Genomic DNA, 20,953 nt, shown 5'->3' with positions numbered 1-20,953 from the left:
CAACTTCGACGCAATGCAAAAAAAGCCCTTGGTGCGGACAACGCGCCAAGGGCTTTTTGGTGTCAGGAATTCGTGCAGATAAAAAAAGAGCCTCAAAGCTCTTTGATGGGGAGGAAGTAGAGCCCTCGAGGCTCAAGATGCGCATGAAACAAGTGGTGAGCTTGGTAGGGGTTCATTTCACCCACCACTTACGCAACGGCTTGAGCAAACAAGCGGCTGCGTAAAATCATCGTAGAAAGATGGGGGTTCGCACTCAAGTACCGCTAGTCGCATGCTGTTTCAGGCATCAACCCTGGCGACTTCTCCAGCGTCTCCACGCGCACTCCTTTCAACCATCCCCACGATGGTTTCAAACAATTCGTCCTGTGCCTGCACGGCAGTGACTTCTCCATTTGCCGCGGCGTGGGACAAGGCTTCCGCCGCACCGAGCATCGCCCGCAATCCCGCTGCCTTGATATCACCCGAGCCAGCAAAAGGGGCGAGGGCGGTCCGGCACTTGTTCAGGAAAATCGCTTCGTACTCGCGCTTGATCTTCTCCAGTTCCGGGGAGCTGGCCAGTGCCGCGATGACACCGGGGATTTCGTTGCCCTGAAGCAGTACGCAGTCGACGTACGACGAAGCGATCACTCTGGCGGTGCCGGGCAAAGTCGGTTCGCTGTCCTGAAGCGCAGTATCCATCAGCGCAGTCTGTCGGGCATCGAAGTCCTGGTAGAGCGCCGCCAGTAACCCGGATCGCGTGGTGAAGTGATCGTAAACCACCGGTTTGGTCACCCCGGCTTGCTCGGCGAGCCGACCCAATGTCAGCGCGTCCGTGCCTTCTTCCCGAACGAGTTGCCAGGCGACGTCCAACAACTGGCGTTGGCGGTCCTCCCGGGACATTCGTCGTCGCGGTGGCGGGGTGGAATCTTGCGCGTCTGTTTCGGTGGTTGACATGGCTATGTACCAAAAGTAACTTACTGATCGTAACTTACCAAGAGTATATAAGGTCCGCCTTGTGCTCTCAATCAGGAGTTTCCAGCATGCACGCGCTTATCGTTGTGGCCCATCACGATCCTCGTTCGTTGACGCAAAGCCTGGCCGCGCAAGTCGCTGAGGGCATCACCCTTGACGATCCCGGTCACACCGTTGAAATCGCCGACCTCTCGGCCGAAAGGTTCGATCCGAGGTTCAGCGCCGCTGATCTGGCGGTGCATCACCGGGAAGCGCCGCCTCCTGCTGATGTGGTTGCCGAGCAAGCGCGGATAGACCGCGCCGATGTGGTGGTGCTGGTTTATCCGGTCTACTGGTGGTCGATGCCGGCGCTGCTCAAGGGCTGGATTGATCGGGTGTTCGCCAACGGCTGGGCGTTCGATTTCGGTGCAGATGCCAAGCTGGAGAAGAAGCTTGGTCATCTGCGGGTTCACCTGATCGGTGTGGGCGGTGCCGACGCTGCAACCTATGCCCGGCACGGTTATGCCGAGGCCATGAAGACGCAGATTGACCATGGGATTTTTGATTATTGCGGTGCGCGGGTGGTGACGTCCGAGCTGCTGCTTGAGTCGGAAATTCAGGATCCGGCGGTTCATCTGGATGCCGCGAAAAGCCTCGGTCGCGAGCTCTTTGCGGCAGCCAGACACCTCAATCCTGTTAGCCCTGTTCACCCGGCCAACCCGCCCGACGCAAGGCGTTGAGCAGCGTCCCGGCGTCGAGTCCCGGCACCGCATGGCCATTGCCTTCGGCAGTATCGGAGGCCAGCAAGGCATTGATGATCGCTTCCTCCACCGCTTCGGTGGCGGCCAGGAACAGCTCGCTGATGTGGTCGTTGTTGACCATGCTCAGGTTGTCGCAGGTCGGCGCGCCTTTGCCCTCATAAGCGGCCGGCGGCATGTGTTGGTTCCCGGTGGCGAAGGCGATGAAGATGTCACCGCTGTGGTCTTCATTGCCGCCGCCGGTGCGGGCGAGGCCGAGGCTGGCGCGCTGCGCGAGGCGCGTGCACTGGTGTGGCAGCAACGGCGCATCGGTGGCCAGGCAAACGACGATCGAACCCATGCCAGGATGCGGCAAGGACGCCTTGAGGAACGGCGAGTCGGCCTTTTCCATGTAGCGCCCGACCGGGTAACCGTCGACGCGCAATTCGTTACGGATGCCGTGGTTGGCCTGGACGATAGCGCCGACGGTCCAGCCGCCCTGAGCACTGTTCAGACGTCGCGAAGCAGTGCCGATCCCGCCCTTGAATTCGTGACAGATCATGCCGCTGCCGCCGCCGATGGCGCCTTCGATGACCGGGCCACCCACCGCCGTGCGCAGGGCTTCGGCCACATGTTCAGGCTTCACGTGGAAACCGTTGATGTCGTTGAGCAAACCGTCGAAGGTCTCCAACACCACCGGCATGTTCCAGTAGAGGCGCCCGTCATCGGGCTGGTTCTGGCGATCCAGTGTCACCAGCGCATCGCGCACCACACCCAGGCTGTGGGTGTTGGTGAAGGCGATCGGGCTGGTCAAAAGGCCTGCCTCGCGAATCCACTCAAGCCCCGTGGCATCACCGTTGCCGTTGAGCACATGGACGCCGGCAAAGCACGGTTGCAGGCTGGTGGAACCGGCACGTGGCTCGATCACGGTGACGCCGGTCAAGATGTCGCGGCCGTTTGCGGTGCGTCCTCGCACATTGCTGTGGCCGACTCGGACGCCGGGCACATCGGTGATGGCGTTGAGCGTGCCAGGTTGCAGTTGGCCGAACTGGATGTTCAGGTCGCGGGCACGTGGTTTCATTGTTTCTCTCATCTTGTGGCAGAAAAAGTGGGCCAGGTTGGGCGCGGACCCTGTGGGAGCGAGCTTGCTCGCGATAGCGTTGGGTCAGTCGCCATCAGTGTTGAATGTGATGGCCTCATCGCGAGCAAGCTCGCTCCCACATGGATTGCACCCGGCTGACGGTCATTTGGGTTCACTGACCGTTTTTGACTTTGCTCCAGATCCGCGTCCGCACGCGCTCGGTGGCAGGCGGCAAGGGCTGAAGGGTGAATAACGTGGCCATGGCTTCGGCCGACGGATACACGGCCGGGTTGTTGCGGGTGGCTTCGGCCATCAGGGGCGTCGCGCTGCGGTTGCCATTGGGGTAGGAGAGGTGATCGCTGACGGGGGCGATGACTTCGGGGCGCATCAGATAGTCGATGAAGGCCAGGCCCTGCTCCGGATGCGGCGCGTCCTTGAGCAACACCAGCGTGTCGAACCACACCGGCGCGCCTTCCTTTGGCAAGCTGTAGGCGATCTTCACGCCATTGTTCGCCTGCTCGGCATTGGTCTTGGCTTCCAGCATCGCGCCGGACCAACCCACCGCCACGCAAATGTTGCCGTTGGCCAGGTCGCTGATGAATTTGGACGAGTTGAAGTAGGCGATGTGCGGACGCAGCTTGAGCAGCAGTGCCTCGGCCTTCTTGTAGTCCTCGGGGTTGGTGCTGTTGGGTGGCAGGCCAAGGTAGTGCAGGGCGACTGGCAGCATCTCGGCCGGCGAGTCGAGCATGGCCACGCCGCACTGTCCGAGCTTGGCCAGGTTTTCTTCGTTGAACACCAGGTCCCATGAATCCACCGGCGCCTTGTCGCCCAGCGGGGCGCGGACCTTGTCGATGTTGTAGCCGATGCCGTTGGTGCCCCACAGATAGGGCACGGCGTACTGATTACCCGGATCGTTGTTGGCCAGTTTCGCCAACAGATCGGCATCCATGTTTTTGAAGTCAGGCATCCGAGCATGGGGCAGAGGTGCAAGGGCGCCGGCCTTGATCAGCGTCGGCAGACTGAAGTTGCTGGCCACCACCACGTCGTATCCGCTGCGGCTGGTGAGCAATTTGCCCTCCAGTACTTCAGCACTGTCGAAGGTGTCGTAGACCGGCGCAATCCCGGTGTCACGCTTGAAATCCTGCAGGGTCGTGGGGCCAATGTACTCACCCATTCCCATCATGGGTTACTCGAAAGGGGTAGTGCGTGGACGCGTTGTTGAAAGAGTTACCGGTGCACCAAGGGCTGGCACGGGTATTTGGTGCCGTGGGGCAGGACGGGTTCTGGCGTGCGCTGGTCGACACACTGCGCCTGCTGGTGCCGCTGGATAATGCGTTGGTCGCGGTGATGCGGGCCGGGCGGGTGCCGCGCCTGCTGATTGATTTCGACGCCAAAGGCAGTGCGGATGAGCATGAAGAACTGGCGGATTACAGCGCCGGCATGTACCTGCTCGATCCGTTTTATCAGGCTGCCTGCGCCGGCATTGCCGATGGCTTGCACAGCCTCGACTCGGTCGCACCTGACCAGTTCCAGCAAAGCGAGTACTACCTGAGCTACTTCCGCACCGTGGTGGGCGGTGACGAGTTGCAGTTCATGGTCAACGTCGATGGCGCCGTGCTCGGTTTGTCCCTGGGGCGCTCGACGCGGTTCAGCCCTGAAGAGCAGGGCCGCCTGCTCTGTGTGCGTGATTGGGTGCTGGCGGCGATGCGCCGTCACCTGCAATTGATGCCGCCGGAAGGACCGGCCGCCGAAGCGGTGGCCGGGGATCTGGCGACCTTGCTGGATCGCTTCGACGCGCGCCTGTCGGTGCGGGAAATTGAAACGGCGCGACTGATTCTCCAGGGCTTCTCAAGCAAGGCCATCGCCCAACAGATGGGCATTTCCCCGGAGACGGTGAAGGTGCACCGGCGCAACCTCTATCACAAGCTCAATGTGAATGGGCATGGTGAGTTGTTTGCGTTGGTGCTCAATCCTCCAGCCTGAACACCAACGCCTTCAACCCGCATTCAACATCGGCGTCCGCAAACTCCGGCGGATTGTCCAGCCGTTGCTCGAAACGCAGGCTCGGTGCTTCGCGGGTGACGCCGTCGATGAGGAAGTCCGGACCGAACGCCGGATCGTTCATGCACGCCAGAACCGTGCCCTGGGGGCCGAGCAATTCCGGCAGCCGGCGCAGTACGCGCTGGTAGTCCTTGGTCAGCAGAAAGCTGCCTTTCTGAAAGGACGGCGGGTCGATGATCACCAGGTCGTAAGGGCCCTTGCCGATCACCTTGCCCCAGGACTTGAACAGGTCATGACCAAGGAAAGTCACCTTGCTCAAGTCGTGGCCGTTGAGCCGGTGATTGTCGCGGCCACGGCTCAGTGCCGGGCTCGACATGTCCAGATTGACCACGTGCGTTGCACCACCCTCGATGGCCGCCACCGAGAATCCGCAGGTGTAGGCGAACAGGTTCAGCACGCGCTTGCCCTGGGCATTGGCCCGCACCCAGTCGCGGCCGTAACGCATGTCGAGGAACAGGCCAGTGTTCTGTTTGCGGCCCAGGTCCACCCGGTAATGCAGACCGCCCTCGGTGATCGTCATCTCGTCGATCGCATCCCCCAACAGCCACTCGGTCGTGCTTTGCAGCAGGTAGCGATGTTGCAGCAACAGTGTGTGCGCGCCGGATTGCGTCCACGCAGGCGATTGCGTGACGTCCATCAGCTTTTGTTTCAACGCGTCCAGTTGCGATGCTTCGGGTTCCTTGAACAGCGACACCAGCACCACACCCTGCAGCCAATCGACGGTCAATTGCTCCAGCCCCGGCCAGCACCGGCCACGACCGTGGAACAGCCGACGGGTTTCGGCGGGGGCCGCTGCCAGGGCCGTCAGTAAATGGTCGTGGAGGGTGGAGAGGGCGTCTGAGTTCATCGGGCAGCGTCGGCAATGAGAAGGGGCGGCATTTTAAACACAATTGAGCCAAGGGCGGACCACGCAAAAAAACTGTGGGAGCGAGCTTGCTCGCGATGGCGGAGTGTCAGTCAAACTCAATGTTGAATGTCAGGCCCCCATCGCGAGCAAGCTCGCTCCCACAGGTTATTGGGGGGAGTTGTCACGTTTAATTTAACTTTACGTGAGGATTTAGCGATCTATCGGCTCACATAATCGGCTCCAATGATCAACCGCCGGGAGCCCATCATGTCGCCGTTACCTGCTTCACCCACGGTCAGCACACATCCCCGCTGGCTACGGCTGACCCATTGGCTGAACGCCCTGGCGGTGCTGGTCATGGTCACCAGCGGTTGGCGAATCTATAACGCTTCCCCGCTGTACGACTTCAGTTTTCCCAAAACGATCACCTTGGGTGGCTGGCTCGGCGGGGCGTTGCAATGGCACTTCGCGGCGATGTGGCTTCTGGCCGTCAACGGTCTTGTCTACCTGATCATCAACCTCGTCAGTGGTCGTCTGAAACGGCGCTTTTTCCCGGTTTCGCCTAACGGTGTCCTGCATGACCTGTGGGCGGGGTTGCGAGGGCGGTTGGGGCATGCCGATCTGAGTCATTACAACCAGGTGCAACGGGTGGCGTACCTGTTCGTGATGCTCGACATCACGCTCCTGGTTATTTCCGGGCTGGTGTTGTGGCAGTCCGTTCAATTTCCGCTGTTGCGTGAACTGCTGGGCGGTTACGAAGGCGCACGGCACGTGCACTTCATCGCGATGTCGCTGTTGGTGGCCTTTGTCGCGGTTCATCTGGTGATGGTCGCGCTGGTTCCCAAAACGTTGTGGGCCATGATTGTCGGTCACAAGGAGCCCGTATGAAAAAGCGCATTCAAGGCTCAGGGCTGGACGAGTCGTCCATCCTGACAGATGCCAGGAAAATCATTGCCCCACAGATCGAGGACCGCTCACGACGCTCGTTCCTGATGCGCAGCCTGACCCTCGGCGGCGTGGCCATGTTGTCCGGCTGCAACCTCACCGACAACAAAAGCGTCGAAACCGCGCTGTCCTCGATGTCCCGATTCAACGATCGGGTGCAGGGTTGGTTGTTCAACCCCAATACCCTGGCGCCGACCTATCCCGAGTCAATGATCACCCGGCCGTTTCCTTTCAATGCCTTCTACGGCATCGACGAGGCGCCGACGGTGGAGGAAGAGAGTTACCGACTGGAAGTGACCGGGCTGGTCGCGGACAAGCGCAGCTGGCGGCTCGAAGAGCTGCGAGCCATGGCGCAGATCGAACAGATTACCCGGCACATTTGCGTCGAAGGCTGGAGCGCGATCGGGCGCTGGGGCGGCGTACGGTTCAGCGACTTCCTGAAGCGGGTCGGTGCCGACACGGATGCCAAGTATATCGGCTTCAAATGCGCGGACGACTACTACACCAGCATCGACATGGCCACCGCACTGCATTCGCAAACCTTGTTGACGCTGACCTATGACGGCGCGGTGCTGCCTCGCCAGTACGGCTTCCCGATGAAGCTGCGCATGCCCACCAAGCTGGGCTACAAGAATCCCAAACACATTCAGGCGATGTTCGTCACCAACACCTATCCGGGTGGCTACTGGGAAGACCAGGGCTACAACTGGTTCGGTGGCAGCTGATGGCGCCTGGCCACTTCACTGCGCAGCGCTCGCTGCGCTCATTCGCAACCTGTGCTTCAAGGAGTTTCATCATGAAAAAGTTAGCGACCACCGTACTGTCCATGTGCCTGGCATTTGGCGCCGCCAGCGTGTTTGCCGCCGATGCAACAACCCATAACGGCATGAGCAACGACAGCATGAGCAAGGATTCAATGTCTAAAGACACGATGAAAAAGGACGCCATGTCCAAGGATTCCATGAGCAAGGACACGATGAAGAAAGACACCCTGTCCAAGGACGCCATGGGCAAGGACGAAGTGAAGAAGGACACGATGTCCAAGGACACCCTGAAAAAAGACGCTCCGTCGTACTGATCTGAACACCCTTCTTCGAGGCCAGACCCTGATTTCATCATCCGGTTGTATCAATAATGAATTTCCGCCGAGTCCGCTGCTCATACCTATAAGCAGCGGATATAAGCGCGCGAAATCATTTAGGCAATCAGGGAGTGGCACAGTCATGAGACCAGTATCGACGGCGGGCGATCATCTCCCTGGCGGGTTGATTCTAGTGGTGGAGGACGACCCGCTGATCCTGGATTTTCTCTGCGAAATTCTTCAGGACGAAGGCTTTGTGGTTGAACCGCAGGCCAGCGCGGATGCTGCGTCGAAGTATCTGGAGCAACACTCCGAAGGCGTCCGTCTATTGCTCACGGACATCACCATGCCGGGCAAACTCAATGGCGCGGACCTGGCCAATCTGTTTGGCGACCGCTGGCCGGACAAACCGATCATGATCATGTCTGGCTTCGAAACGCCGAAAAGCGCCGGGGTCAGGCATTCGGTTTCATTCATCAAGAAACCGTGGGCGCTTGGGCAGTTGCTGGATTGTGTGGACGCTGCCTTGAAGTCGAAACGTACCCTGTAGAACCTGCGGCAGATCCTGCCTCGCAAATGCTACATTGCTCGGCGAACCCGCCTGGCACTTGCGAGAGGAAGCACCCCCTTGTCTGCTCACGACTCCGTCTTCAACACCCCTTACCGCGCTTTTCTGTTCGATATGGATGGCACCGTCCTCAATTCCATCGCCGCTGCCGAGCGGATCTGGGCGGCCTGGGCCTTGCGCCACGGCGTTGATGTCGTCTCATTCCTGCCCACCATCCATGGCGTTCGCGCCATCGACACCATCAATCGTCTGGCGTTGCCCGGGGTGAATGCCGAGGCTGAAGCGGCGTTCATCACCGAGGCGGAAATCGAGGATGTCGAGGGGATCATTGAGGTGCCTGGCGCGGCAGACTTTCTAAAGTCGCTGCCCGCCAACCAATGGGCGATCGTCACCTCGGCGCCGAAGGCACTGGCGCTGCGGCGGATGTCTGCGGCGGGCATTCCGGAGCCTTTGGTGATGGTCACTGCCGAAGACGTCAGTGCCGGCAAACCCGATCCCGCGGGCTATCGACTGGCGGCTGAGAGGTTGGGCGTTAAACCGGCCGATTGCCTGATATTCGAAGATGCCACCGTAGGCATTCTCGCGGCTGAAGCGGCGGGTGCGGACCTGATCGTGGTGACCGCGACCCACGACCATCCGATTCAGACCCCGCACGCCAAACTCGCCAGCTATGAGGCAGTCGACTGCCGCGTGGCGGCCGAAGGTCTGCTGCGCCTTGAGCCGCGTGGCCGTCAGTAAACCCCAGGAATCAACCGCCAACTGCGGGCGCAGTAAGCCCCAGTAACAGGCCAACGCCGGAACGAAACGCCAGTACCCAGCCCACGGCATTGATCACCAGGCCCAGGTAACTGGGGTTGCGCAAGGTGCGATAAATCCCGTCAAACCGCGAGGCCGAGGTAGGCGAGGGTGGTGACAATGGCGAAAAACGCCAATTTGGCCGAGATTTTCATCTGCATCTCCACACGTGGACCCGAGACGTTTCATCCTACGCCGAACGGGCATTGCGCCGAATCACCTGTGGCGGCTGCCCGAACGCTCGAAGGAAGGCTTCGCGCATGCGGCGACAGTCGCTGAAGCCCGACTCTTCGGCGATTTGATCGAGGGGCAGTCGCCCGCGCTCCAGCATCTGACGCGCCGTTTCCAGACGCAGGTTTTCGATGGCCTTGGCCGGCGATTGACCGGTTTCCGCCCGGAAGGCCCGACTGAATTGCCGAGGGCTGAGGCGCGCGACGTCCGCCAGTTGCTCCACCGACAACGTCTCGGTGAGGTGCTCTCGCGCATAGCCGAGGACGGTCTGAATGCGGTCGGATTTCGCTTCCAGTTCAAGCAGCGCCGAGTGCTGCGACTGGCCTCCCGCACGGCGGTGGTACATCACCAGTTTCTGCGCCACGGAACGGGCCAGTGCGGCGCCGTGATCCTTTTCAACCATGGCCAGCGCCAGGTCGATGCCGGCGGTCATCCCGGCGGAAGTCCAGATCGAACCGTCGATGACGTAGATGCGGTCTTCTTCCACTTTGATCGATGGAAACCGCGCTTGCAGCTCCCGTGCATAAGCCCAATGGGTGGTGGCCCGCCGTCCGTCGAGCAAACCCGCCTGGGCCAGGACGAACGCTCCGGAGCAGATCGACGCCGTTCGTCGTACGGTTTTAACGTTTGCACGCAGGTAATTCAGCACGCCCTCGGGTGCCTGCTCGAGGATCGCATCGCCGCCAACCACAATCACCGTATCGAACACCTGCTCACCAAAGGCCTGGGTGCCGACACTCAAACCGCCGGAAGCACGCAACGTGCGGCCATCTTCGGACACCACGCTCACTTCATAGAGCGTCTCGCCAGCGCTGAAGTTGGCGTACTCGAACACCGGCATGGCCGCCAGCGCCATGGACTGGAACCCTTCAAACACTACAAACGCCACGGAAGTCATTGAGGTGTCCTCAAAAGGTCATGTCCTAAAAACGTACTTTAAACGTCATTTGAGACGAGCGTGAGTCAATCTATAACGGTTCACACCGGCGAAGATATCGCCTCACTGTGAAGGAAATCGACATGGCCCTCTCATCCCAAGGCACCGCACTGATCACTGGCGCCTCTTCGGGTATCGGCGCGGTGTATGCCGACCGACTCGCCCGACAGGGTTACGACTTGATTCTTGTCGCCCGCAGCCAGGCGAAACTGAACGCCTTGGCCAACCATCTGAGTAACGAAACCGGCCGCGCCGTGGAAGTGGTCGCCGCCGATTTAAAAGACAAGGCCGACTTGCTGCGGGTCGAAGCGATTCTGCGCTCCGACGCCAGTATCACCCTGTTGGTCAACAATGCCGGGGTCGGCGCTGTCATGCCGCTGCTCGGCAGCCCCGTGGATGACATGGAAGACATGATCACCCTCAACGTGACCGCGTTGATGCGCCTGGCTTACGCGGTGGTGCCAGGCTTTGTCGCTCGCGGCACCGGCACTGTGATCAATATCTCTTCGATCGTTGCCATCGCCCCGGAAATACTCAACGGCGTGTATGGCGGGACCAAGGCGTTTGTTCTCGGCTTGAGCCAATCCATGCACCGCGAGCTGGCGGACAAAGGCATTCGTATCCAGGCCGTATTGCCAGGCGCCACCGCCACCGACTTCTGGAGTGAGGCCGGCAACCCGGTGGAAAACCTGCCGCAAGAGATCGTGATGTCTGCCGAGGACATGGTCGATGCCGCGCTGACGGGCTTGGCGAGCGGCGAAGTGGTGACCCTTCCGGGCCTGCACGAAGGCGATCAGTGGAACGCCTACGAAGCCCAGCGCCAGACGCTTTCAGGCTTGTTCGGCCATTCCACGGCGGCACCGCGTTATCGCTGAGACGGTCACCGCCGGGGCAGGGTGAACTAAGCTTGGATTAGGACCGTTCACCCTTAAGGAGCTCCACAAATGCTTCACATCAGAACGCCCTTGATTCTGTATCCAGACCTGTCGACCCCAACCCGACGAATCTGGCTCAAACTGGAAAACCTGCAACCCAGCGGCTCATTCAAACTTCGCGGCATAGGGCTCTTGTGCAGCCAGGCGGCGGAGCAGGGTAAACGCAAAGTGATCTGTCCTTCGGGCGGCAATGCCGGGTTTGCCACCGCCGTGGCTGCTGCCAGCCTGGGGTTGAAAGCCTGCATTGTGGTGCCGCACACCACGCCGGAAACCACCCGCGCACGGATCAGGAAAACCGGGGCCGAGGTGATCGTCCATGGCAAGGTCTGGGACGAAGCCAATCTACGGGCCAAGGAACTCGCGCAGGGCGCAGACACCGAATACGTGCCAGCCTTCGATCACCCGGTGCTGTGGGAAGGGCACAGCACGATGGTCGATGAAATCCTCGAGGATTGTCCTCAGGTCGATGCGTTCGTGATGTCGGTAGGGGGCGGAGGTTTGCTGGCGGGGATTCTCACCGGCTTGATCCGCCACAATCGCATGGACTGCCGGATCATCGCGTGTGAAACCCAGGGTTCTGCGTCTTTTGCCGCCGCTGTCAGTGCCGGACATCCGGTCATATTTCCCCGGATCGATACGGTCGCCAGGTCGCTCGGCGCGACTCGGGTGGCTGCCTGGCCGGTGCAGCATATCGTCGATTTTCCGCACGAATGTGTGGTGCTCAGCGATGACGAGGCGATCATGGGCGTGGTCCGTTACGCCAACGACCTGCGTCAGTTGGTCGAGCCGGCGTGTGGCGTTTCGTTGGCGATTGGATACCTGGACCATCCGGCGATTGCCGATGCCCATGATGCAGTGATTGTGGTGTGCGGCGGCGTGAGCATCAGCGCGCAATTGGTGGCGGGTTGGGCGCGTTTATCAGGCGCTGAAGCACGGTAGGGCTGCAAACGCTATACGGGTGTCGCGAGCCCCACCGCTACTTTTTCAGCCTTCATTGACCCGCAGCAATCCCATCCTGGACGAGGATGGCTCTGGCCAGGTCTTCGTCGCTGGCGTTGAGACCTGGATGTTCCTGACGAATCTGCTTTAAGTATGACTCCAGATAAACACCACGAATTGCGCCACCACTGGCCACGAAGCTGGAGGCGTCATCTCGGGCCGGAATCACCCGTTTGTCATCCTTGAACGTCGAGTACAGCGATGCGGAAACCCCGGCTGACGTGGCGACATCGCCCGCATCCACTTTGGCCATAGCGGAGCCGAAGGGTAAACACAGCAAAAGGGAAGAGATGATCATCAGACGGCGCATGACGGTGTCCTCTGTGAAGCAAAAAAGGAAGTACCTCATCTATTAGGATGCGTGGCGGTCGCCAGGAGTTCCCTGTCGATGCGTGATCAGTCCAAAGACTGCCTCTGAAAACGCTCAGCCCCTCGCCGCACACACGATGATCTCCACCAATAACTCTGGATCAGCCAGCTTTGCTTCGCCACAGGCGCGGGCCGGAGCGTGGCCTGCCGGCTGCCGACTTCGTCATCAGTGGCCCGGCCGATCGGGTGGTCGAGGCGCTTGGCGACCGGTAATCAGCGTTTGCAATGCCGCTCACTGTGAGGGGTATGCTTGGAATTACGCCCATTGCAATGGGAGACCTCTAATGATCAACGTACGCACTGCCCGCATGCTTGCCGATTACAAGCGCTGGGCCAATCAGCGCCTCTTTGACAGCCTGGCCGCGCTGCCGCCAGGTGAGGTCAACAAAGAGCGCGTGTCGGTGTTCAAGAACATGATCGGCACCCTGAACCACATTTACGTGGTGGACTGCATCTGGAAGGCCCACCTCGAAGGCCGAGGGCACGGCTTCAAGACGTCACACGATCTGCTGCATCCCGATCTCGCCGAGCTGCGCATGGCGCAAAAGGACATCGATCGCTGGTACTGCGACTGGAGCGCCCGGCAAACCGATGTCTCGCTGGATAAACCGGTCGAGTTCACCTTTGTCTCGGGGGAGAGCGGCACCATGAGCGCCGGCGCGATGCTGATGCATGTGGTCAATCACGCCAGTTATCACCGGGGTTGGGTGATCCAGATGTATTTCGACATTCCGGCCATGCCGCCGATGACGGACATGCCGATATACCTGCGCGAGACCGATCCGGATTTCAACGCGCTCAGAGCACCGGCAGTTCGGCCGACATGTGTTGGGCAATACGCGAGCGCAACCAACGTTCTGCCGGATCGTTATCGTTGACGCCGTTCCAGACCATGGACAGTTCGGACAGTACGATGTCAAACGGCGGGTCGTCGGCACGCAACTGGCTGCTGCCTTCGATCAACGCGCACGCCGCGTAATCCGGCACTGTGGCGAGCATTTCGGTGCCCGCCAGCAAGGCCCGCAGGCCTGAGAACTGCGGGACCGCCAGAACCACTCGCCGCGAGCGACGGTAGTCGCCCCACAAGAATTTTGGCTATGTTGGCGGGTCTATGCGATCCAGCGCCCGGTTCACAGCGAGTTCGCCGAGCATGATGACTTGGGCTATGCCCAGCAGGGTATTGCGGCTCGACCCATCCGTACGATCTGCCAGATCCATGGTCATGACATGGGCGGAGGCCAGCGATTCGCATGCGTTACCCAACAGGTCTTCGGTGTTGATGTGCGGATCGATGACGTACATCGTGGTGAGTCTGCGCGGGGTGGCTCGGATGTCGGCATAGGACGGGATGCGGTCGGCGTCTTCGTGGAGTTTTTCTGATCGGGGTTTTCGGAGGGGGATACTGGATCGGGGTCCGGGGTATTCGGTGTGACCTTTAACATGGTTGAACTCCTCATATCGCAAAAAAGGAGCCATCAGCTTCGCTACCAAACAAAGGGTGGTGGCCATACGCAGGTTGGTAGACCGGGATATGAGGAGACCGGCGCGCCCGAAGACGCCCTGTGCATGGCCACCATAATGCAGAGAAAAAACGCTGAAAATGATGATGCCGTACACCTCATATACCTGGGCTACCAAACCCCATCGCTGTTATTCAGCGACCGGGAAACGATAAAGCCCAGGCCCAAGGCGCACAAGCCGGCGGATTCTGGTGTAACCGTAGGCAATGACGCAAGGCGCTGTAGCTCTCGGGAAGTTACTTGGAAGGCTTTTAAACACGGGATGTTTAACGGTACGAATCGATATCCAGCGTGTGCGGTGCCCCGATGGTATGCCCATAGGTCGAAGACATCAGCGCATCGCCATCCGGGTCCACCGGCGCCATGGCTAACGGGTCCTTGACCTTGTTTTCAGGATGCGCCAGCCAACGATCGACGTTTTTCGTCAGCTCCTCGGGCTGTTCTGACAGCGATCCGTAAAGGTCTTGTGCGCTAATCCTCTCAGGACGGATCTTTTTCAGTCGGTTGACTGTGGTCTCAATCTTGCTCCGTTCAAGCCTCAGCGCGCGGATGTTGTTCTCTCGGGTGCGAGCGTAGGCATCCGAACGCCCCGGCAAATTATCTTCTTCTTGCCTGAGCTGCCGGGTGATTCGTGCCAGCGCCCCGGCGACCCAATTGAACTCGAGATCTGTAACCCGCGACCTTTTCGATTCGTGCGCTTCCTTCCACCGCAGCAGAACGGCCCAACACGCCGGAATGTACCCGCCGGTCATCAAATGATTTCCAGCCTGGAAGATCTGCGCCAGCAATGGCGGCCGATGCGGCAGCCCGTTTTTCTGCTGAATCGCCAAGGAGCACGCCGCATGCTGGGTGATGGTGTCGCAGCCAGGGTCCCACAGGATCGCGGATATTTTCCCACGAGCAAATTCCACCGGCATGAAGTGCCTCAACGAGCCATGGTGATCGTACGGCTCGCCTGTCCAGTTAGTGATACCCGCAAAGAACACCGACAAACCAGCCGGCACGTTGACAAACGTCAAGGCTAACCCCGCCCCGAACACACCGGCCTTGGTGTCCATCCAGCTGCCGGGCACGCTCGGCACCGGGTCGTTGTGGTTGACGATGCGGTGATGGATCAGGTCCTTCGCGCCGGCGACAAAGTTGGCGTCGCCAGCGCGGGGCGCGCCGTAGGTGTAGAGCTGGATAGCGTAGCGCTCAGGATTACGACGCAGCATCTCCGAAAGTAGCAATGCTACGGCGCCCCCCAAGCTGTGGCCGCAGATCAGCAATTTTTGCCCTGAATAGAATTTATCCAAGTGATTCACAACGAAGTCGTGAGCTATTTTTGCGGACTCGTAGAAGCCGCGGTGCACCTTGCTTTCGGTATCTTCAAATGGCACTTGGAGGGCATCGGCATCGCGCAGGGCATCTGCTTTAAGTTCGGATGTGCCACGCACGGAAATCAGGATCAGTTCGTCGTTGTGGGTAATGAACGCTTGGGTATCAGTCGCTTTCGCCCCCTGCTTTCTGTCATCGAGAAAGTGAATTTTCGCAGGGTTTTCCTGATCATTTTTCAGGCCAGGCTTGTTGACGGCATAAAGGTTTGGGTCGAACGGGACAATTTCCAGACGCTTGGAGTACGGCACATCCTCATACAGAGGGTGGAAAACTTTGGTCTGCGCCGCATCGACACGCCACAGTTCATCAGACTTTGCCAACGCATCGCCGAACCAGTTTCCAACGCTGGGTTGTATCGGGAAGGTGACGGTCAGCGATTCCACAGGTTGTTTGTCGGGCTGCTGGCCAAATGGGCAATAACTTAAGGTTGCCATCAGCGCCAATTGGTACAGGTTCAATACGCAGAATTCGGGGCTGGTCGACAGCATCGGCCGTAGCGCCCGCATTGGGCGCACTTCCAATACATTGTGTTTTTGCGGTACCAGAGCGACGCCGAACTCACCATGTTTGCCCATGAGCTTTGCCGTGCCCTTACGGTGAGGATAATGGCGATAAACTTCTGGGGGTAAATGCGCGACATCTATGACTAGATGCCGCACTTCCACCTGGAAAAAAGCGTCGGCGCAGGCTTGTGCAGGGTTCTTTTTGGTGCGGGTTGAATTTTGATTTCGATACCGGGTTCCTTCGGCTCGTACCTGAAGTTCGGTTATCTCGAGCGGGTAGTGCGGTCGTTTTCTGAGATCTTTATAGGGTTGAATAGCACCTTGATATTTCTCATCAAACGTCAGCGAAATCGGCCCTGCAAAGTGGTCATCAACCTTTGCGGCACCGGTAGCGTTAAGAGATCCCGTGTATTTCTTCCCCTCTGAGTCCGTGACAACGTAGGTCAACCCTGCGTAAGGCTCACCCGAGCCGCTCTCATCGACCAACTGAAAACTACTCCACTTACCTTGAGCCGGGCAGGCAAGCACGCGATTGCTTAGCCGTGACTCCATCTCTTTTTCCAATGATGTCATGTCAAAATCTCCTTATTCCGTGCAGCCGGGGTAAATAGTGCAGACGCGCCCATCCACCATTTTGAAGGTGCTAAAATCGTCGTAATTACCATCGCAATAAGCGCGTTCGTCTTCGAAGCCTTTCCCTAGGCAACGCTTCCATCCACCAGGCACTTCGACCCAGGTGTCGCCCCAGCCCGGCTTTTCCTCCTTGGCCAACTTGATTTTCATTTTCACGGTCTTGCCCGGAAGCTGATCGAGGGTGTAAGCCGAAAACGGATGACCCCGGTCCAACGTGCCCTGTGCATCAGCTGCCTTGCAGTCGAGGATTTTTCTGAGGATGCGAGGCTTGCCTAAGGTCCGAAATAGCCACTGACATTGACCATAAAAAATACTTTCGCCAGCTTCATTGAAGGTGCTTCTGTACTGGTCTTCCACTTCGTCGCGAATGACTACGGCGGCGCCGTCTCCGCTAAAGTCCCGCCGTGTTTTGCCATAAGACGAATTGATTACCAGATCAATTTTCCAGATCACCAACGGACAGCCACTGACTGTTCTGTACATAGCGATTTCAGAGTCCGGCGCGTAACTTTCACGCCATTTCATGTTGTACCCAACTTCCGTATCTCTTCCCCCCGGCACGGTGCAGGTTTCGCCCTTTGCGGGCACATACTCCGCGACGGCTTGGTAGGCAAAATCGGGCGGTAAATCGGCGGTGAATGTGAATGTGTTCGACTGACTCTTTGCACAGCCTGCGATGACTGCGATGCAACAACTCGAGGCAGAAAATTTCAGCAGCAACTTCTGCTGCGAAGAAAAGATTGGCATGTGATTAATGTCCTTATTCCGTGCAGCCGGGGTAAATAGTGCAGGCGCGTCCATCCACCATTTTGAAGCTGCTAAAGTCTTCGTAATTTCCGAAGCAAAACGCGTATTGATCTTCAAAGTTATCGCCCATACAGCGTTTCCAGCCATTAGGTACCTTGACCCAGGTGTCCCCAATGGCGGGTCTTTCCTCATCCGTAACCGGAAAATAGATGACCCCGGTCCAACGTGCCCTGTGCATCAGCTGCTTTGCAGTCAAGGACTTTTCTGAGGATGCGAGGCTTGCCTGAAGTGCGAAACAGCCACTGGCATTGACCGTAAAAGGTGCTTTCACCTGTTCCACTGAAAGTGCCTTTGGATTGCTCCTTCAGTTCATGGCGGATGACGACCAAGGCGCTTTCCCTACCCAAATCGCCTCGATCTTTTCCGTACGCCGAGTTGATCTCCAGCTTGACGCGCCTAACTACCAGCGGGCAGCCCTTGCGCGTTATGCGAATCTCTATTTCAGCATCGGGTTTGTATTCCTTTCGCCATTCGTAATTGAAAACAGGTGCTAAGTTATCCTTCGTTTCAACCGTGCAGGTTTCACCCTCGGCGGGTACGTAGTAGACCGCCGCGACGTAAGCAAAATCGGGCGGCAAATCGGCGATGAAGGTAAATGTGCTCGGTTGCCCACTAGAGCAACCCGTGACCAACGCAAGAAAACAACCCACAACTGCAATGCCTGCTATCCGCCTCATAACGGCGCATCTCCCTGCCAAAACCCCACTAACTGCCGCACCCGTTCAAAGTGCTCCACCGGACTCTCATCCCCCCGCACCTCCCACTGCGGCGACAACGTAAATCCCGGCGCCTGCAAACTCTGAATCAATAGAAATTCCAACTGCTCTGGCTCCAACCAACCCCACGCATCCGCCAAGGCCAAGCGCTCACGCAACCACGCATCAGGGTCATGCAATTCGGCGAGGTTGGCGTAGGCCTCAACATGCTCGGCCAGCAAGTAACGATGGGCGTTGAGCCGGCGAATTTCCGAGGTCTGCGGTTGGGGCAGGGGAGTGCGCAACCAGAGTGGGTTGTCCGGCACGGGATACGTGCCGGGGGCAGGACTTATAGCTGTTTTCCAGGCTATACCGTCCCAGTAGCAGACGCTGATCGCCGGCCCGAGGAAGGTCGGATACTCTTCAGCCGGTAGATGTTTCAGCGCGCGACTCAACACTCGGTTGTCGTGAAAGCGATACAGCACCTGATAGGGACGCGTCCCGACAATCAGCCGCTCTTGCCAGTGATTGACCACCCCGCGCAAGGCACCTTTTTCCACGCTCGCGAGCCAGCCCCAGTTGCGTTCGGGATGATCCAGCAGGTTATCGAGGCGTCTGTCGCCGGACTGATCCAACGTGAAAATAAACGGGCCGGCATCGGCCAGATTCGCGAGGGTGGTGCCGTTGTAGACGCTCAGGTACTGGTCATGTCCGCTGGACTTCAACAACAGCTGACGGGTTTCGCGTTCGTTCTGCGAGTCCAGCACCAGGCACAGTTCATGGCCAGATCGGCGCTGTTCGGTCATCCATTGGCGGGGGAGTGTGTTGATCATGCGGCCGCTCCTTCCGTTGGGCAGACGCCCTCGCGGCAGGCTTCGCAGATCGGGCAGAAGTCCGCCGCCAGCGCGTTGCTTGCCGCCATCAGTCCGGGTTGGGACGATGCGAGCATAGGCGGCAGTTCAGGTGGTACAGACAAGCCATCAACTGACCGAGGCGCGGCGACTGAGGCGGCTGGTACGCGCATCGGAGCTCCACCAATCTGGAATGCGCTGCTGCCGAATATTCCGCCGCCGCCTACCTGTAAATGTTCACCACCGGCTTCGATCAAGAACTTGGCCCCGGCTTTCAGAATGATCTGATCGCCGGCTTCAAAAACAAACAACCGGCCAGCGCTGAGCGCCAGCGTCTGATCAACGTGTGTGTGGCTGTTGCCGGCAACTTGCAGGTAATCGTTGGCCTTGAGCTGTATGTGCCGGTCACCGGTCGTGGTTCGATGCTCCGTGGCTTCCAGCACGGTAAAGCTGTCGCCCTTGACGGTGGTGCGCAGCTCGTTGCCGACCTCCAGACGGCTGTCGTTCTCTATCCGCTGTTCCATATCCCGCTGGGCGCGCAGGTAAATCAATTCCTGGCCGGCACGGTCTTCAACGTGCAGTTCGCTGAACCCTTTGCTGTCCGGCGAGCTGCGGGAACGGAATACGCTGCGGGTTTTGTTGGCGGGTAATTCGTAGGGCACCGGGTTGGCGCTGTTGGGCAGGCAGCCGCTGATTTCAGGATGATCGGGGTCGCCTTCCTGAAAACTGACCTGGACCTCCATGCCTACCCTCGGCACGGCGACGCCGCCAAAGGCATTGCCGGCCAGGAGGGAGGAGACCCGCAGCCAGCAACTGCTTTTATCGTCGTGACGGCCTTCGCGGTCCCAGAAGAACTGCACCTTGACCCGACCGTAGTCGTCGCAGTGGATTTCCTCGCCTTTCGGGCCGGTGACCACTGCGCTCTGATAGCCGGCGATGCGTGGTTTGTCATGGGTCAGCGGCGAGCGGTAGATCACTTCCCAAGGCGTGGCGAGGAATTGGTTGCGATAACCCTGAAAGCCTTTTTCATCGCCGGTGCCGGTATATGCCGCGTACTTTTGCAGGACCTGAGGTTGCGCCCCTTCATGCTCGATTTCGGTCAGCAACCACAAGTCGTTCCATTCTTCGTCCGGATGTTCGGACAGTGGCAGGAAGTGCCCGGAGAGCAGCGCCGGTTGATCGCTTTTACCCCGCGCCACACGGCACTCGGCGCGGTGACGCTCCTGTGCGCGTCGACTCAACAGCTTGCCGCGATCGCGCTGGGTAAAACGACCGGGGTACTGGTAATCCTCCAGATCCGGCTGAGTCCTGGAAATATCAGACCGGCTCTCGGCCTCCAGCAAAATACGCGCTTTGTTGAAGTCATAATCGCGGCGAGTGGTGCGGCTGGTGCCTGCTTTCACTTGCACGTCAAAGTGGTGGATCACAGGCTCTTCGGCGACCATGCCATTGTCATGCTTATAGCGCGTCGGGCGGTCGAGCCTGGGAAACACAGTCTGATCGTCGCCAAACACCATCACATGTTTTTCGCGGCTGTGCTGGAAGTGGTAGTGCAGGCCTTCCTCTTGGCAGAGGCGTTCTATGAACGCTCTATCGGACTCGTCGTACTGAACGCAATACTCACGGTCCGGATAAACGCTGCCCAGCTGAAACTGGTGGAAATCACGATGAATGCCGTGGTCTTCCAGCACCTGCGCAATGATTTGCGGGACGGTCATTTGCTGAAAAATGCGGCAATTGATGCAATGGTCCAAGTACGCCAACCGAGGCACCAGCGTCACGCTGTAGCGGGTCAGGCCATTTCCGAGACTACTTTTGCCTGCGCAATGAATTTGCCCGTGAATGCCGTCGCCAGCGTCATTGAAGGCGAGAAAGGCCAGTTTGTTCAACAGGTCGCTCTGGTTCAGGTCTCGCCTGTCGCTGACCAGCTCGATCTCAAAGGCGTAAGGCTGGCTGATGAACTCCTTGCCGGTGAACGTGAGCACCTGAAGGTCATGTTTGAAGTCGTTGATCGTGAGGCTGAAACGGGCGTGTGGGTTAGCGTCAAACAT

Annotated in this window: 19 protein-coding genes and 6 pseudogenes; 10 read left to right on the top strand and 15 right to left on the bottom strand. The window is 59.0% G+C overall.

From position 1 onward, the window contains the following. Positions 1 to 279: 279 nt before the first annotated feature. Positions 280 to 933, bottom strand: coding sequence for a TetR/AcrR family transcriptional regulator (locus ACYZT7_RS20530; RefSeq protein ID WP_462037997.1), 654 nt, complete (start codon positions 931 to 933; stop codon positions 280 to 282). Positions 934 to 1,019: 86 nt separating this feature from the next. Between ACYZT7_RS20530 and ACYZT7_RS20525 the strand changes: the two genes are divergently transcribed. Further along, positions 1,020 to 1,670: an NAD(P)H-dependent oxidoreductase gene (locus ACYZT7_RS20525; RefSeq protein WP_462037996.1), complete on the top strand. Its 651-nt coding sequence runs from the start codon at positions 1,020 to 1,022 to the stop codon at positions 1,668 to 1,670. Here ACYZT7_RS20525 and ACYZT7_RS20520 read toward each other — a convergent pair. Next, complete coding sequence (locus tag ACYZT7_RS20520; RefSeq protein WP_462037995.1) at positions 1,627 to 2,748, bottom strand: DmpA family aminopeptidase; 1,122 nt, start codon at positions 2,746 to 2,748, stop codon at positions 1,627 to 1,629. The two genes, ACYZT7_RS20525 and ACYZT7_RS20520, sit on opposite strands and share 44 nt — an antisense overlap. Before the next feature lie 172 nt (positions 2,749 to 2,920). Further along, positions 2,921 to 3,916: pseudogene (locus tag ACYZT7_RS20515) on the bottom strand (polyamine ABC transporter substrate-binding protein); the annotation flags it as partial. A 38-nt stretch (positions 3,917 to 3,954) separates the two neighbouring features. On the opposite strand from ACYZT7_RS20515, the gene ACYZT7_RS20510 reads away from it, so the two are divergent. Beyond that, positions 3,955 to 4,731 carry a helix-turn-helix transcriptional regulator gene (locus ACYZT7_RS20510; protein ID WP_462037994.1) on the top strand — a complete coding sequence of 259 codons (777 nt, stop codon included), beginning with the start codon at positions 3,955 to 3,957 and terminating at the stop codon, positions 4,729 to 4,731. On the opposite strand, the gene ACYZT7_RS20505 is transcribed toward ACYZT7_RS20510, so the two are convergent. Further along, positions 4,715 to 5,656, bottom strand: a complete 942-nt coding sequence (locus tag ACYZT7_RS20505; RefSeq protein WP_461970425.1) for a class I SAM-dependent methyltransferase — start codon at positions 5,654 to 5,656, stop codon at positions 4,715 to 4,717. The genes ACYZT7_RS20510 and ACYZT7_RS20505 overlap by 17 nt on opposite strands. A 267-nt stretch (positions 5,657 to 5,923) precedes the next feature. Here ACYZT7_RS20505 and ACYZT7_RS20500 point away from each other — a divergent pair, with 267 nt between their 5' ends. From ACYZT7_RS20500 to ACYZT7_RS20480, 5 genes are all read left to right on the top strand, one after another. After that, positions 5,924 to 6,544 carry a cytochrome b/b6 domain-containing protein gene (locus tag ACYZT7_RS20500; protein ID WP_462037993.1) on the top strand — a complete coding sequence of 207 codons (621 nt, stop codon included), beginning with the start codon at positions 5,924 to 5,926 and terminating at the stop codon, positions 6,542 to 6,544. Next, on the top strand, positions 6,541 to 7,326 hold the full coding sequence (locus ACYZT7_RS20495; RefSeq protein WP_462037992.1) for a molybdopterin-dependent oxidoreductase: 786 nt from the start codon (positions 6,541 to 6,543) through the stop codon (positions 7,324 to 7,326). Before ACYZT7_RS20500 ends, ACYZT7_RS20495 begins: the two co-directional genes overlap by 4 nt. A 71-nt stretch (positions 7,327 to 7,397) precedes the next feature. Further along, positions 7,398 to 7,679, top strand: a complete 282-nt coding sequence (locus ACYZT7_RS20490) for a pentapeptide MXKDX repeat protein (RefSeq protein ID WP_462037991.1) — start codon at positions 7,398 to 7,400, stop codon at positions 7,677 to 7,679. 145 nt (positions 7,680 to 7,824) lie between these two features. After that, complete coding sequence (locus ACYZT7_RS20485) at positions 7,825 to 8,232, top strand: response regulator (RefSeq protein ID WP_462037990.1); 408 nt, start codon at positions 7,825 to 7,827, stop codon at positions 8,230 to 8,232. Between the two features lie 78 nt (positions 8,233 to 8,310). Next, a complete protein-coding gene (locus tag ACYZT7_RS20480) occupies positions 8,311 to 8,988 on the top strand; it encodes an HAD family hydrolase (protein ID WP_462037989.1) in 678 nt (225 codons plus the stop codon). Here ACYZT7_RS20480 and ACYZT7_RS20475 read toward each other — a convergent pair. Further along, positions 8,982 to 9,178: pseudogene (locus ACYZT7_RS20475) on the bottom strand (methyltransferase); the annotation flags it as partial. The gene ACYZT7_RS20480 and the pseudogene ACYZT7_RS20475 sit on opposite strands and share 7 nt — an antisense overlap. A gap of 57 nt (positions 9,179 to 9,235) precedes the next feature. Then, entirely contained in the window at positions 9,236 to 10,174 is a 939-nt protein-coding gene (locus tag ACYZT7_RS20470; RefSeq protein ID WP_462037988.1) for a GlxA family transcriptional regulator, read from the bottom strand. Between the two features lie 122 nt (positions 10,175 to 10,296). Here ACYZT7_RS20470 and ACYZT7_RS20465 point away from each other — a divergent pair, with 122 nt between their 5' ends. Together ACYZT7_RS20465 and ACYZT7_RS20460 are read left to right on the top strand one after the other, a co-directional pair. Next, a complete protein-coding gene (locus ACYZT7_RS20465; RefSeq protein ID WP_462037987.1) occupies positions 10,297 to 11,088 on the top strand; it encodes an SDR family NAD(P)-dependent oxidoreductase in 792 nt (263 codons plus the stop codon). Between the two features lie 69 nt (positions 11,089 to 11,157). Continuing rightward, positions 11,158 to 12,087 (top strand): pyridoxal-phosphate dependent enzyme, encoded by a 930-nt coding sequence (locus tag ACYZT7_RS20460; RefSeq protein ID WP_462037986.1) that lies wholly within the window; start codon positions 11,158 to 11,160, stop codon positions 12,085 to 12,087. Between the two features lie 52 nt (positions 12,088 to 12,139). Here ACYZT7_RS20460 and ACYZT7_RS20455 read toward each other — a convergent pair whose 3' ends face one another. Both ACYZT7_RS20455 and ACYZT7_RS20450 read right to left on the bottom strand, forming a co-directional pair. Further along, the gene (locus ACYZT7_RS20455; RefSeq protein ID WP_462037985.1) at positions 12,140 to 12,457 is read right to left on the bottom strand and encodes a DUF2388 domain-containing protein; all 318 of its coding nucleotides are present in this window, start codon (positions 12,455 to 12,457) and stop codon (positions 12,140 to 12,142) included. 114 nt (positions 12,458 to 12,571) lie between these two features. Beyond that, positions 12,572 to 12,667: pseudogene (locus tag ACYZT7_RS20450) on the bottom strand (RidA family protein); the annotation flags it as partial. Between the two features lie 133 nt (positions 12,668 to 12,800). On the opposite strand from ACYZT7_RS20450, the gene ACYZT7_RS20445 reads away from it, so the two are divergent. After that, a complete protein-coding gene (locus tag ACYZT7_RS20445) occupies positions 12,801 to 13,394 on the top strand; it encodes a DinB family protein (protein ID WP_462037984.1) in 594 nt (197 codons plus the stop codon). Here ACYZT7_RS20445 and ACYZT7_RS20440 read toward each other — a convergent pair. The 7 genes and pseudogenes from ACYZT7_RS20440 to ACYZT7_RS20410 form a co-directional block, all read right to left on the bottom strand. Further along, positions 13,315 to 13,584: pseudogene (locus ACYZT7_RS20440) on the bottom strand (type 2 periplasmic-binding domain-containing protein); the annotation flags it as partial. The gene ACYZT7_RS20445 and the pseudogene ACYZT7_RS20440 overlap by 80 nt on opposite strands. 27 nt (positions 13,585 to 13,611) lie before the next feature. Continuing rightward, positions 13,612 to 13,958 (bottom strand): annotated as a pseudogene (locus ACYZT7_RS20435) (DUF6124 family protein). A gap of 344 nt (positions 13,959 to 14,302) precedes the next feature. Further along, positions 14,303 to 16,489 carry a lipase family protein gene (locus ACYZT7_RS20430; RefSeq protein WP_462037983.1) on the bottom strand — a complete coding sequence of 729 codons (2,187 nt, stop codon included), beginning with the start codon at positions 16,487 to 16,489 and terminating at the stop codon, positions 14,303 to 14,305. Positions 16,490 to 16,501: 12 nt separating this feature from the next. Continuing rightward, positions 16,502 to 17,296 carry a hypothetical protein gene (locus ACYZT7_RS20425; protein ID WP_462037982.1) on the bottom strand — a complete coding sequence of 265 codons (795 nt, stop codon included), beginning with the start codon at positions 17,294 to 17,296 and terminating at the stop codon, positions 16,502 to 16,504. A gap of 13 nt (positions 17,297 to 17,309) precedes the next feature. Next, a pseudogene (locus ACYZT7_RS20420) lies at positions 17,310 to 18,033 on the bottom strand (hypothetical protein). Further along, positions 18,030 to 18,884, bottom strand: coding sequence for a DUF4123 domain-containing protein (locus ACYZT7_RS20415; RefSeq protein ID WP_462037981.1), 855 nt, complete (start codon positions 18,882 to 18,884; stop codon positions 18,030 to 18,032). Before ACYZT7_RS20415 ends, ACYZT7_RS20420 begins: the two are co-directional and overlap by 4 nt. Beyond that, positions 18,881 to 20,953 (bottom strand): type VI secretion system Vgr family protein, encoded by a 2,073-nt coding sequence (locus ACYZT7_RS20410; RefSeq protein WP_462037980.1) that lies wholly within the window; start codon positions 20,951 to 20,953, stop codon positions 18,881 to 18,883. Before ACYZT7_RS20410 ends, ACYZT7_RS20415 begins: the two co-directional genes overlap by 4 nt.

The organism is Pseudomonas sp. RT4P38, assembly GCF_054897765.1.
This window is presented reverse-complemented; position numbering and strand designations above follow the sequence as displayed.